This window comes from Acinetobacter marinus (assembly GCF_900096915.1).
In the GTDB taxonomy this organism is placed as follows: domain Bacteria; phylum Pseudomonadota; class Gammaproteobacteria; order Pseudomonadales; family Moraxellaceae; genus Acinetobacter; species Acinetobacter marinus.
The window spans coordinates 30971-44764 of sequence record NZ_FMYK01000004.1 but is presented as its reverse complement, the minus strand read 5'-3'; the positions used below and the strand labels follow the sequence as shown (position 1 = coordinate 44764).

The 13794-nt window shown below is 44.2% G+C and carries 13 protein-coding genes; 1 reads left to right on the top strand and 12 read right to left on the bottom strand.

Going from position 1 to position 13794, the window contains the following annotated elements; translation table 11 throughout:
* Positions 1-105 precede the first annotated feature (105 nt).
* From BLQ60_RS08505 to BLQ60_RS08470, 8 genes are all read right to left on the bottom strand, one after another.
* Positions 106-990, bottom strand: coding sequence for a hypothetical protein (locus BLQ60_RS08505; RefSeq protein ID WP_092618872.1), 885 nt, complete (start codon positions 988-990; stop codon positions 106-108).
* Positions 991-999: 9 nt separating this feature from the next.
* Positions 1000-2085 carry a 3-dehydroquinate synthase gene (gene aroB, locus BLQ60_RS08500; RefSeq protein WP_092618869.1) on the bottom strand — a complete coding sequence of 362 codons (1086 nt, stop codon included), beginning with the start codon at positions 2083-2085 and terminating at the stop codon, positions 1000-1002.
* Between the two features lie 37 nt (positions 2086-2122).
* Positions 2123-2668 (bottom strand): shikimate kinase AroK, encoded by a 546-nt coding sequence (gene aroK, locus BLQ60_RS08495; RefSeq protein ID WP_280137877.1) that lies wholly within the window; start codon positions 2666-2668, stop codon positions 2123-2125.
* 36 nt (positions 2669-2704) lie between these two features.
* Positions 2705-4843 (bottom strand): type IV pilus secretin PilQ, encoded by a 2139-nt coding sequence (locus tag BLQ60_RS08490; RefSeq protein WP_092619542.1) that lies wholly within the window; start codon positions 4841-4843, stop codon positions 2705-2707.
* 63 nt (positions 4844-4906) lie between these two features.
* Complete coding sequence (locus BLQ60_RS08485; protein WP_092618863.1) at positions 4907-5443, bottom strand: pilus assembly protein PilP; 537 nt, start codon at positions 5441-5443, stop codon at positions 4907-4909.
* Positions 5440-6153, bottom strand: coding sequence for a type IV pilus inner membrane component PilO (locus BLQ60_RS08480; RefSeq protein WP_092618859.1), 714 nt, complete (start codon positions 6151-6153; stop codon positions 5440-5442). The genes BLQ60_RS08485 and BLQ60_RS08480 overlap by 4 nt, the downstream gene beginning before the upstream one ends.
* Positions 6150-6773: a PilN domain-containing protein gene (locus BLQ60_RS08475; RefSeq protein ID WP_092618856.1), complete on the bottom strand. Its 624-nt coding sequence runs from the start codon at positions 6771-6773 to the stop codon at positions 6150-6152. The genes BLQ60_RS08480 and BLQ60_RS08475 overlap by 4 nt, the downstream gene beginning before the upstream one ends.
* Complete coding sequence (locus BLQ60_RS08470) at positions 6773-7831, bottom strand: pilus assembly protein PilM (protein ID WP_213030470.1); 1059 nt, start codon at positions 7829-7831, stop codon at positions 6773-6775. The genes BLQ60_RS08475 and BLQ60_RS08470 overlap by 1 nt, the downstream gene beginning before the upstream one ends.
* A 146-nt stretch (positions 7832-7977) precedes the next feature.
* On the opposite strand from BLQ60_RS08470, the gene BLQ60_RS08465 reads away from it, so the two are divergent.
* On the top strand, positions 7978-10650 hold the full coding sequence (locus tag BLQ60_RS08465; protein WP_378235215.1) for a penicillin-binding protein 1A: 2673 nt from the start codon (positions 7978-7980) through the stop codon (positions 10648-10650).
* Positions 10651-10748: 98 nt separating this feature from the next.
* Here BLQ60_RS08465 and BLQ60_RS08460 read toward each other — a convergent pair whose 3' ends face one another.
* From BLQ60_RS08460 to BLQ60_RS08445, 4 genes are read right to left on the bottom strand one after another with little or no spacing between them, the layout of a single operon-like run.
* Entirely contained in the window at positions 10749-11387 is a 639-nt protein-coding gene (locus tag BLQ60_RS08460; RefSeq protein WP_092618847.1) for an MlaC/ttg2D family ABC transporter substrate-binding protein, read from the bottom strand.
* A gap of 31 nt (positions 11388-11418) precedes the next feature.
* Entirely contained in the window at positions 11419-12177 is a 759-nt protein-coding gene (locus BLQ60_RS08455; protein WP_092618844.1) for an MlaD family protein, read from the bottom strand.
* Complete coding sequence (mlaE, locus tag BLQ60_RS08450; protein WP_092618841.1) at positions 12174-12956, bottom strand: lipid asymmetry maintenance ABC transporter permease subunit MlaE; 783 nt, start codon at positions 12954-12956, stop codon at positions 12174-12176. Before mlaE ends, BLQ60_RS08455 begins: the two co-directional genes overlap by 4 nt.
* Complete coding sequence (locus BLQ60_RS08445; protein ID WP_092618838.1) at positions 12953-13774, bottom strand: ABC transporter ATP-binding protein; 822 nt, start codon at positions 13772-13774, stop codon at positions 12953-12955. Before BLQ60_RS08445 ends, mlaE begins: the two co-directional genes overlap by 4 nt.
* Positions 13775-13794 lie beyond the last annotated feature (20 nt).

The following is a 13794-nucleotide window of genomic DNA, read 5'->3' as shown; positions in this document are numbered from 1 at the left end:
AGCACAATAAATCACTTGCTCCAAATTTGCGCACAAACAAGCACCAATATACAGCACAAATGCTTTTTCTTTGTTGCTAGCTCACTTTTGCTTTATTTTGGTGCATTAAAATGGATCAATAATTTGCGTTGGTGCTTGCTGAGCAGGTGTTGTTGATGGTTGTGTTGATTCTGATGGTGCATTTGTTGAATTATTTCGAGGTTTGACCTGAGAATGCTCCGTATTTGTGCTTTGCACCGTTCCCGCATCGTCTTTGCGCTGTATCGTGGTGGTAGTTCCACCCGTATTACTGGTCGATGATGATGCAGAAGTTGACGGTGTGACTTGTGGTACAACAGGCACTCGTGGTAATGCTGTGCGAGTTAATAGTACCGAACGCAATTCTGTCGATGATTTATTTTCATCACTGCCAAGATCATTGACTAGACTGGCATAGCTATTGAGTTTCTCAGGCAACACCTTCACAGTTTTCGGTAAGCCAAAATTCAGTTTTTGCGCTTGATCAATCGCCGCTTTGGTATTTTTAAACAAACCATAGGTCAACACATATTCCACTTTATTTTTCTTTTGGTCATCTAAACGGAAATAATAAAATTGACTGCGATCTTCTCGACCATTCAAGTAAGAGCGGATGACATCTTCTTCGGCAACTTTTAACAGTTGCAAAGTCCATGCATTTTTGTTTTCAGCGATAAAACTCGAACCACGAAATTCTGGTTCATGGTCGCCCGCCAAAGCATTCCGTTTTAGTAGATCAATTGGTGGCACTTCATCTTGGAAAGTGCCTATTTTCTTTTCCATTAACACAGACTGCTGCTGAATCGCACTGTTTTCTGCGACATCTTGCACTTCGACGGGTACAACCTCTTTGGTCTTATTAGATTTTGCTTGCATCGCCCAAAAGATCAATACAATCACTAAGCAAGTGATCGCCAAGCTGAGCCACAGTGCTTGTTTGACGTTTTGCCACAATTTTGCCGTATTGACCATCTGAATTACCTACTCTGCAAGCAAATTGTCTTGAATGGATTGAATGAGTTGTGATTGCTCAAAGTCTTTGCTCATCACCGCTTGACCCAATCCTTTGAGAAGAACCAAACGCAGCTGACCATTCAGCACTTTTTTATCGTGCGCCATATACGCCAAAAATTCATCTACAGGAATCCGTGGGCTTGCAATTGGCAAATTGGCTTGGCTCAAAATTTCCTTAACACGCACCACATCTTTACTATCAATCCAACCGAGCTGTGCAGACAAACTCGCCGCCATGACCATTCCCGCAGCAACCGCCTCACCATGTAGCCATGTGCCATAGCCCATATACGACTCAATCGCATGCCCGTAAGTATGCCCAAGATTCAATAAGGCACGATCACCTTTTTCCATCTCATCGGCAGCCACGATGTGAGCTTTATGCGCACAGCAACGATAGACCGCTTCCGCCAAGGCTTCACGATCACGATCGAGCAATTTTGCCATATTCAGCTCAAGCCAAGTCAGAAACTCCAAGTCGCCAAGCAACGCATATTTAATGACTTCAGCCAAGCCTGCAGACAGCTCACGATCAGGCAAAGTATCCAGCACCGCCATATCCGCGAGCACCGCTTCGGGTTGCTTAAATGCGCCGATCATATTTTTGCCAAGCGGATGATTAATGCCCGTTTTGCCACCAACACTCGAATCCACTTGCGACAACAATGTGGTTGGAATCTGTACAAACTTCACGCCACGCTGAAAAGATGCTGCCGCATAGCCTGCCATATCACCAATAACGCCACCACCCAAGGCAATCACCGTACAATCCCGATTAAAACCCGCCTCAAGCAAGGCATCAAAAATCAAATGCAAATGCTGAAAATCTTTATATTTTTCACCATCAGGCAAAATACACGTGGCGATAGTTTTACCCATCGCTTGGAATTGCTGTAGATAATGATCCAAATATAAATCGGCAACCGTGGTATTGCTGACAATCATCACCTGTTGTGATGAGATATATTGATTTAATAGTTTTGAACCGTCGAGCTGATGCCCAATGAAGATTGGATAGCGACGTTCGCCTAATTCGACAAATAAAGTTTGCATGGAAAATACATTAAAATGAAAAGATTTAAACGATGGCTTATGTTAACGGATTTTCAACAATTAATTGTAAAATCTTTTGCGCCAAATCACGTGCAGAACCTTGATGCGTCTCTACCACAAAATGCGCCACCTCACGATACAACGGATCACGCTCCTCCAGTAGACTTTGCAAGCGCTGTTCAGGATGCTCGACTTGTAGTAATGGACGGTTTTTGTCTCGATAAGTACGCATCAGTTGAATATCAACTGAAGTCAGCAAATACACTGTAATACCACGACGATGTAAATGCAGACGATTTTCAGGCTGAGTCACGGCACCACCACCTGTGGCAAGCACTAAATTTTTCTTATTGGTCAGATCTGCGATCACGTTTTTTTCACGCAAACGAAAGCCAGGCTCGCCTTCCTTTTCAAAAATCCACGGAATATTGGCACCTGTACGTGCCTCGATTTCATGGTCACTATCCATAAACTCTCGACCAAGCAACTCTGCAAGGTGTCGACCAATGGTGGTTTTTCCTGCACCCATTGGACCTACCAAATAGATATTTGGCAGATCCTTTGTTTTAACATGGTTGTTCAATGAACACCTTCAAACTATATCGCTATTCCTGATAGTTTAACGATTTGCTGTGCTATTGTCATTGACGATTCGAGGCGTAACGAAAATCAATAGCTCATTACGATTATCGACTTTGGATGTGGTTTTAAATAAATTCCCCACCCACGGTAAATCACCAAAGAACGGCACTTTAGTCACACTATTTGAGTTTTCAGTCTCAAACACACCACCCAGTACAATGGTTTCACCATTATTCACCAACACATTGGTATCGATCTGATTGGTTGAAATCAACGCTTCGCCATTTTCCGCATAACCTGCCAACGCATCTTTAGCAATATTGAGCTTCATACTGACTTTGCCATCAGGGGTAATGCTTGGCGTGACATCCAAGAGTAAGACCGCATCTTTAAACTCAATCTGCGTGGTTGCACCCGTACCCGTACCCGAAGTGGTTTGATATGGAATTTGCACACCAGATTTAATCGATGCTTTTTGCTTATCTGCGGTTAAGACTTTTGGTGTCGATACGATTTCGGTCAAGCCATCTGCCTCAGAAGCAGATAACTCCAAATCCAGCATAAAGTCAGATAAACTGATTAAACCAAAAGCGATTTTCCCTGCTGCATTTTCCACACCAAGATCGACATTGAGATTATCAGGTGTTTCAATATCGTAACTATAGCCACCCGTCACATCATCTTCTTCAGGATCACGTAAATCCCATAAAGTCTGATTGCTACCACCGACAAGCAAGTCATTATTATTGGTAATACCTTGAGACAATACACCCCACTTCACACCGAATGCCTTACTAAAGTCATTTGATGCTCGTACAATACGTGCCTCAATCATCACTTGCTTGACTGGCACATCGATCAGCTCGATCATCTTGCGAATTTCATCGATCTTTTGTGCTGTATCATTGACGATCAAGGTATTGGTACGAATGTCGCTCGATACCGATCCACGAGGACTGAGCAGATTGCCTGCCAGTTCATCATTATTTGCTGTATTTTGTGTATTTCCTGTTGTGGTCGCATTCTTACGCTCGGTAATCAACTTCTCGACATCAGCGACTTTGGCATAATTCAACTGAATATAATCGGTTTGAATCGGCGCCAACTTCACACTTTGTGCAATCGCTTTCGCTTCATCTTCTTCCGCTTTAATGAGCTCTGATACAGGCGCAATCCAGATCACATTACCATTACGACGCTTATCTAGATTTTTACTTTTTAGGATAATATCCAGCGCTTGATCCCAAGGCACATCTTTTAGGCGAATCGAAATTTGCCCTTGTACTGAATCTGCAGCCACCATATTGACATCGGTGAATTCAGCCAATAATTGTAAGACTTGACGCACTGGAATGTCTTGAAAATCGAGTGAAATTTTCTTACCTGAATAGGTCTGCGGTGCACGCGTTGAGGCAACTGAGTTATCAACAGGACGCTTCACACTAATAGTGAGCTTATCCTCCGCCTGATATGCCATATATTCATAGCTACCACTCGGTTGAATAACTACAACACCATTACTACCTTCATTATAGGCATCAACTGTCGTCACTGGCGTATTAAAGTCACCCACATTTAAACGGCGAGCCAAATGCGCTGGAATCTTTGTCCCAAGCATACGCACCACAATTTTACTACCTTGTTGTTGTACATCGACAGGTGCATGTGCATTACCCAATTGAATATTGACCAAACCTTCGCCTTGCGAACCACGCTCAAAGCCAATATTACTCAGCCCCATATTCTGCTGATAAGTCGGCTGCATGACATTACTCGGCAAAGCAACTGACTGTCCGAGCTCAGGCGCAACTTTCAATACAAATGTGTTACCTTCGGTACGTGTGGTAAATGCACCATGTTCTTTTAGGTGCACCGTCAAGCGTGAACGCTCAGCATCCTGCAATACGTCGACATTAGCAATTTCAGAAGTATTGACCGCCACACTCGACGCCACCGTATTTGCTGCGCCTTCAAAGTCAAGGATTAAGCGGGCTGGTGATTGCAATTCATACGCCTTTGGCTGAACTGGCAAGCCATTAAACATGATGCGTAGTTCTGTGCCTTGATCCGCTGTCGTCATCGGTACAACTTGCGTAATCGACACTTGTGCACTCACAACCTGTACAACCCCAAAAGCCACCGCTGTTAATGCAAATCTTTTCATGGTGCGTTGCATACTCATCACGACCCCCATTTCACCCATTAATTTCGTTTTATTCATTTCTATAATCTTCCTTTATCAAGCGTCACCGTGCAAAATCAAAGTACGAGGACGTTCGATAAAACCATCCTGCCCGTCTGGCACTATTTCCAATAGTGAGATTTGATTTGGATTAATTGAGACAATTCGACCATGGTTTTTACCCATATAACTACCAATTTGCACCTGCTCAAGCTGATTATCTGGCGACTGGATTAATGCCACGATACGACCAGAAGCACTTTTCATGGTGCCTTTCATCAATAGCTCTTCCAAAGTGTAGTCTTCAAGCGGCTGTTTTGGTCGAGCAAAGTTTGGATAGACCCGTTTACCCGCCATAATTTGCAACTCACGTGCAATACTGGTCGGCACAAATGGACTTTTTGCACTAAAGCTCGAATATGAATAACTCGGCACAGGGGTAAACACAGGTGGCGGTTCAATCGGCAAAGGTTGTGCATTACGAATTTCATTCATTTTGGTTTGCACATTCTCGACACGAGACTCACAGCCCACCATCAATAACACTGTTGATGCAACAAGAGTCACTTTTAAGAGCGATTTTTGATTTCTCATTTCTTCGGCTCCTCTTTTAATGCAGCGTTCTTCTCATCAGCAATTTCAAGTTCAGACATGTAGCGATAAGTTTTCGCTTTGACATCCATCTTCAAATGTGGCACTTCACTACCTTCACCTTTTTCTGTTTCTAATTTGAAATCATGTAGGGTGACGATACGAGGTAACGCTGCAACTGCGCTGACAAAAGCCCCCATGCTGTGATAGTTGCCTTTGACCGACATATCAATCGGCTGCTCAATAAAGACTTCTTGTTTCACTTCAGGCTGTAGCTTGATATTTTTAAACTCAAGCCCAGAAGACACGCCAGCCATATTGATATCTTCAACGAGACCTGGAATTTCAGTTTCTTTAGGCAATTGTTCTAGCTGTTGATTAAACTGCACTTCCATCAACTGCACTTGTTGTTGATACATTTGCAGATTGCGAAGTTCAGAGTCTTTTTTACGAAAATCATTGAGTAAATTCGCCTCTTGCGCTTCCGCATTGGCAATATCCTCTCGCACCCCTTTAATCATCAAAAAGTAAGCTGCCGCCAGAATAATCAACAAGATAAAGACATACATGGTGACTTTGACCGAGGTTGGCCAAGCACCAATATTATCCATATCCATTTGTTGCAATTGCTGCACATAACGCTCAAAGGAAAAGCCTTTTTTCTTTGCTGGCTCAAATTCGTCGATTTGATCGACATTATTATCTAGACTCATGGCGCCACCTTCTCTTCAGCAGGTAGTACATCTGTGGCGACTGTACTATATTCATCCAAATCCACAGTCACATCAAAAATACCGTAAGCATCTTCTTCACGAGGTGAAACCGCACCTTGTTGCACAGGTTTAACTTCTGCCGCTTCAAACGAGTTCATAAATGCATTACGGAACCAAGGTGAAGCGTCCAAGTTACGCAAGAAGTCTGACACGACATTTGGATCCTGCGCCTTACCTTTCAAGGTAAATTTATCACCTTTACGTGAAAATTCAGTGATGTACATATTGGTTGGGGTCATTTTAGCCAATTCATCAAAGACGTGTACGATCACAGGACGCACACCCTGCAAATCCTGAATCAGCTTCATGCGCTCGACAATTTGCTCTTTACGCTCTTGCAAACCATCAAGCTCTTTAAGCTGACGGTCTAACTGTTGATTCGCAGTAACCACCGTTTGATTGGCATCATTTTGGTCTTGTAATTGTTGATTAAAGTACATCCAGATCAAACCAGATAACACAATCCCCAATACCGCAACCGCACCACTAATAATGAAAAATTCTTTTTTACGCTGCTCTCGAAGCTCTTCACGCCAAGGCAGCAGGTTAATTTTAGCCATTAATCAAAACTCCTTAACGCCAAGCCACAAGCCACCAACAAAGCGGATGCATCACGTTCTACTTTTTTTGCATCCACTTGTGGTGCGTAGCTCATTCTTAAAAATGGATTGGCGAGCGTGACACGATAGCCCAAGTTATCTTGCAACATTTTCGACAAGCCTGGAATTTGCGCACTACCACCTGCCAACAAGAGATGGTCAATTTCTGAAAATTGCGAGGAGGAAAAGAAAAACTGTAAGGAACGTGCCGCTTGTTGTGCCAATGCATCCATAAACGGATAAAGCACTTCGGTCTCATAATCATCTGGCAAATTACGCTCTTCTTTGGCGTAGCTTGCTTCTTCCAAACCCAGTCCATAACGCTGTTGAATCTCTTGGGTGAGCTGCTTGCCACCAAAGCTCTGCTCACGGCTATAGATCACTTCACCTTGATTGAGTACAGTCAGCGTGGTGTGGGTATGACCGACATCCAATACACCCACCAACTTGGTTCCGATCGGCAAACTGTCTGCCAGCAATGCATATGCACGTTCTAAGGCATAAGAATCGACATCCATGATTTTTGGCTTGAGTCCAGCCAGCTCAATCACTTCGGCACGATGCTCGACATTTTCGCTACGTGTTGCCACCAGCAAAACATCGACACGGTTTGGATTTTTTTCATTGACACGAATAATCTCAAAATCCAAGCTCACTTCATCGAGTGGATATGGAATATATTGCTCTGCATCCATACGGATCTGAACTTCACGCTCATCCATCCCCATGTCCGCATCCATTTCGATCACTTTGGTAATGACCGCAACAGTCGGCACTGCAGCAGCAATCTCTTTACTGCTTGGATTGGCGAGGTTATAGATCCGTTCTAGGATCTCGCCTACGTTTTCAGCCTGCATGATGTTTTTATCAAGCACATCATTTTCAGCTAATGGTAGCGCCCCATAGGCTTCGACGTGGTATTTACCTTCTTTCTGCCCCAGTTGAATGAGCTTAACAGAAGTAGAACCAATATCTACACCTACAACACCCCTTGATGATTTAGAATTAAGTTTTAACACCATTCTATTCCCTATTGTTTTTTATCCCCATGTTCGATTATGCACTATTTTTTTTACAGTGAGTAGCATTTTGTTACTAACATTATCGATTGTGTACCGCTATACTTAGCCTTTCCGACACACCCCGTAGCCAATAAAACTCAGTTATGACCAAAATGCGATCTTCTCAGGGCAGGATTCATCCTTTTTTTGCAATCTTGATCTTAATCTTGCTTACTGTCCCGATGGCATTCTACGGCATGTATCTTTATATTGCGCCATCATTACCAAATATGAGTAGCTTGCAAAAGGCCCCGTTAGAAAAGCCATTGCAAATCTATACTAAAGATGAAGTATTGATTGCCGAATTTGGCAACAAGCTCTCTATCCCTGTGAAATATAATGATATTCCACAAGATATGATTTATGCATTTTTGGCAGCGGAAGACTCTGCCTTCTTTGAACATAGTGGCGTCAGCTTTAAAGGCTTGGGACGTGCTGTCAGTGAAACCATCAGCGGTTCAGCACAAACAGGTGGCTCAACCATCACCATGCAGGTCGCCAAGAACTATTACCTTTCTCCAGAGCGCACACTGCGCCGTAAGCTCACCGAAATTTTCCTTGCTCGAAAAATAGAACAAAACCTCAGCAAGCAAGATATTATGACCCTATATGTGAATAAGATCTTTCTCGGGAAAAATGCCTATGGGATTCAGGCAGCAGCAAAGGTGTATTACAACAAAAACTTAAAGCAACTGACACTTGCTGAAAAAGCCATGATCGCAGGCTTACCTAAAGCACCGTCCAAATATAACCCTGTCGCCAATCCAGAGCGTGCTTTAGAACGTCGCAACTGGATTCTTGGGCGCATGTTGCAACTGGGCTATATCAAGCAACAACAATATGAAACAGCGATTGCTGAACCAATCAATCTCAAACTCTACAACCACAAAGTACAGACTAAATTCCCCTATCTAGCTGAAATGACCCGTCAAGAACTGGTGGATCGCTTTGGCAAACAAGTGGTGAATTCAGGTTTTAAAGTCTACACCACCGTTACTAGCCATCGCCAAGAACTCGCAGAGCAAGCGGTGCGTGATGGCTTAGAGGCTTATGATCGCCGCCACGGCTGGCGAGGTGTTGAAGCACATGATAAGCCATTAAAAGATTTCTTTATCGTTGGCGACATGTACCCCGCCAAAGTCATTAAGGTCGGCAATAGTAGTTTTGAAGCAGAATTCAAAGACGGCAAAACAGTAACAATTCCGTGGTCAGGCATGAATTGGGTACGCTTATATCGCAGTGCCAACAATCCAGGCCCTGCTGCAGGACGTCCATCGCAAATCGTTAAAGTTAACGATATCGTTCGCTTGCGCCCGAATGCAGACAAATCCGCTTGGCGACTCACCCAGATTCCGAAAGTACAAGGTCAATTGGTTGCGATTAACCCAAACAATGGTGCGCTTGAAGCTGTGGTTGGTGGTTATAATTTTTATTATTCCAAGTTTAACCGTGCCACCCAAGGCTGGCGTCAACCTGGCTCAACCATCAAGCCTTTTGTCTATGCGCTGGCTTTAGAGCAAGGCATGACACCGTACACTATGGTGGATGACAACCCAATTCGGATCGGCAAATGGTCGCCACGCAACTCCGATGGTCGTTATCTCGGACGAATTGCTTTACGCCGTGCTTTATACCTTTCCCGAAATACAGTCTCCGTTCGCCTACTGCAAAATGTCGGCATCGAGCGCACACGTCAATTTTTGATGGATATTGGTCTACACGATGATCAAATTCCTCGTAACTACACCATTGCACTCGGCACCCCACAAGTGCTTCCTTTGCAGATGGCAACAGGTTATGCCGCATTTGCCAACGGGGGTTATCGTGTACAGCCATACTTCATTGAACGCATTGAAGATGGTTATGGTGATACAATTTTCCAAGCCGATCCAGCTTATGCCTGCATTAGTTGTGTGGTTAATAGCAACCAAAGCACCACCTCTGACGAAGCTAGTCCGCTTAGCACAGATTCAGAAGCCAATGCGGTGACTGAAATCACCAATGATGCGCAAGGTCAAATTAACAATAGTTCAGCGAGCGAAACCGCTCAGGCGAATACATCTTCCAATAATCAAGTTGCAGGACAATATCGCCAAGCCGATCGCATTCTCAAATCGAGCTCCGCTTTTGACATGGCAAACATTTTGCGTGATGTCATCCAACACGGTACTGGTCGTGCTGCACTTCGCATTGGTCGTAGTGACCTCGGTGGCAAAACAGGGACGACCAACGACGCCAAAGATGCATGGTTTGCTGGATTTAATGGCAATCTCGTTACCGTCACATGGGTCGGTTTTGATGCACCAAGTACACTCGGTCGCCGTGAATATGGTGGTGTTGCTGCTTTGCCGATTTGGATCAACTTTATGGCTGGCGCACTCAAAAATGAACCTTTAGCATGGGTAAAACTCGATAAAAATGCAGGCGACACCGTCAGTGAACAACTCGACAATAGCGGCGTTGAAGTGGCTGAAGCTCGTCGTCAGCAACGTGAAACACCACCAGTTGCACGACCACTGTATCGCCCTGCGCCAGTGCAAACGCTGGATTCACTCATTCAGATGCATCGCAACGACTTCAATGATAATGTCGCCGAGCGCCCATTAACCACCGAGCGTACAGCACCTCCTGCGCTAAACACACCAAATCAGACACCGATCCAAGTCCCGAGTCAAACCCCTCAGCAAAACTCTGGCAATGGTTCAAATAACAATACGCCGACTGCGCCAGCGCAAAATAACAGCAACAATCAGGTGACGCCAAATAGTATTTTCTAAATACTACTGACTGAGCTGTAATCAAAAAAATCCCATTCCGATTGGAATGGGATTTTTTATTGCAGTAGAAAGCAGTAAAAAATACTTGCAGTAAACGCTTATTTACCTGCTTCTGCATCTGGCTTAAAGCTGGCAATGGCTTTATCGATGTTTCCACCACTTTGTTGCACATTGGCTTTAAACTGATCACGGAAGGTCAGTGCCATATCAATACCGCTGACATTGATATTACGGATTTTCCATTGATTATTCTTATCAATCAACTGAAAACTCACTGGAATTTTATTACCATTATTGGCTTTAAAATCCATCGTGACCACAGGATATTTCGCACCTGTATTACGATATGGACGCAAGGTATAGCCTTCATTATTGTACTGCGCCAAACCTTTGGCATAGGTTTTAATCACGCTATCACGGAAGTTTTTGGTAAAACGACCACGCTGTGCGGCAGTACTATATTGATTGGAATAATATTGCCCCATTACCAGACGTGAAAATCCTTGCACATCAACATATGGCTCAATGTTTTGCGCTACGATCTTATTGATCACACTGGCATTGTTCAAGCTGGCTTTATTTTGTTTCAGCTCAACGATCAATTTATCAGAGATGCGTTTCACAAAATCAGGTGGGGTTTCAGATGGCGCTGCAAAAGCCAATGAACTGACCATCATTCCCGCCAAAGACAGACCCAATGTCGTCTTTTTAATTGTCGCTGTTTTCAGTAAAGTCATGTTGATTTCACTCCTAACTATTCATGCATGATCATTCATCGATAAACGATGGTTCATCTTGACTTGGGGTTGTAGATGCAGGTGTTGCATTTTGTGCAGGCGCTGCTTCTGTGGTTGTAGCTGTCGAAGCAGGTACTTGCTCGGCATCTACGCTTTCTGTTGTCGCACTTTCTGTTGTCGCTGATTTAGATTGCGATGAACCCGTAATAAACTTATTCACCAAATCTTCAATTTCAACGGTGCCTTGACTTTGTGTTTCAGGGAAACTGCCACCTTGAGGAATATACGTAAATGCGCCACCTGGCTCAATTTTCAGATACTTCTCACCAATGATACCGTTGGTTGCTACCTTTATATAAGCATCCTGATCGATGGTAGTGATGTTCTTCATGTTGTCGATAAGTTGCTTTTGCATAGCCTTTTGTTGCTCAGGTGATGCTTCTGTATAGTCATAACTATACTTTAGGTCTTCCATCGCATTGGCTTCGACTTGCTTAAGTTGCTCAGGATTAAATGTGGTCAGTGACTTATCCATGGCAATGGTCACTACGGCACGATGCGAGATTGGATCAAGTTCAATTTTACTCACCTGACCGACTTTGACCCCACTAATGGTGACTTTGGCACGTTCTTTTAGCCCACTAATATTGTCAATCTTGGCACTGAGATTGTAGCTTTCACCCATGGTACTGCCCGCCAAACCACTGACACGCATCGCCAATAAAAATAAAGCTGCCGCAAATAAAATTACAAAAATCCCAACGGCCAGTTCTACTGTACGTGTTTTCATCCCAAACCTCCGAACATGACCGCAGTCAACACAAAATCAAATCCTAAAACGCAGAGCGACGAGTAAACCACAGTACGTGTCATCGCCGTAGCAATACCCTCTGGGGTCGGCACCGCAGCATAACCTTGATATACCGCAATCCACGTACATACAATTGCAAAGACGATACTTTTAATGATGGTGCCATTAAATACATCTTTCCAAAACACCACTGAGGCTTGCATACTATTCCAAAATGAACCTTCGTCAGAGCCTAGAAAATCCACCCCGACAAATTTACCCCCCAAAATACCGACCGCAGCAAAAATCACCGTCAGCATCGGCAAACTAAAAATACCCGCCCAAAGCCGAGGGGAAACAATTTGCTTTAACGGATCAACACCGATCATTTCCATACTGGCAAGTTGTTCTGTTTGCTTCATCGAACCGATTTCAGCAGTCAGCGCCGAACCTGCACGACCTGCGAATAATAATGCCGCAACCACAGGTGCAAGCTCACGAAGTAAGGTCAAAGCCACCGCAGTACCCAGCATCGCCTCACTACCAAACGTCACCAAGATGCTATACATCTGCAAGCCAAGTACAGCACCGATAAACAAACCTGAAACGGTAATAATCAGCAATGACAGCACACCCACACGGTACATTTGGTAAATGAACAGCTTCACGCCTTTCCATGTCGGCATCGACAGCAACACTTGGACGAGCATGATCGCCGCATAGCCAATTCCTTGAATCCGACCGATCAAACGACGACCTAAAGTCGCAACTGCATTCATTGCGCACCTCCGAGTTTGATCCCATCTGGCATTCGACTAAACTGATAATCCACGGGACCTTCTACCGAACCTGTTAAGAACTGCTGTACAAAAGGCGATGGATGTTGACGCAGTTGCTCAGGCGTACCCTCACCTTGCACCTTACCTTCGGCGACCACATAAATATAATCAGCAATCGACAAAGTTTCATCGACATCATGCGACACGATAATGGTGGTTAAATCCAAGGCTTCACGCAGTGAACGAATCAATCGTGTGAGTACCCCCATCACAATCGGATCTTGCCCAGCGAATGGTTCATCGTACATAATTAACTCTGGATCGAGTGCAATCGCTCTCGCCAACGCAACACGACGATTCATCCCGCCAGATAGCTCTGACGGCATCATATTTTCTGCACCACGTAGACCTACCGATTCAAGTTTTTGCGAGACACGCTCTTGCAACGCTTGCTCAGACATTTGACGATGCGCACGGATCGGAAATGCCACATTTTCAAACACGCTCATATCGGTAAATAGTGCGCCACTTTGAAACAACATCCCCATACGCGCACGCGCATTAAACAATTCTTTACGAGACATTTTGCCAATGTCTTGACCATCTAACAAAATCTGCCCTTGATCAGGCTTGAGTTGTCCACCAATCAATCGCAATAGTGTGGTTTTACCTGTACCCGATGGCCCCATAATGGCGGTAATCTTGCCACGTGCAATACGCATATCGATATCGTCATAGATCACACGATCACCACGCTGAAAGCTCAGGTTTTTAACTTCGATCAATGCCTCATCTTGAATAGGCAGCGCGGGATTCATATTTTTATCCTTAAGGAAAA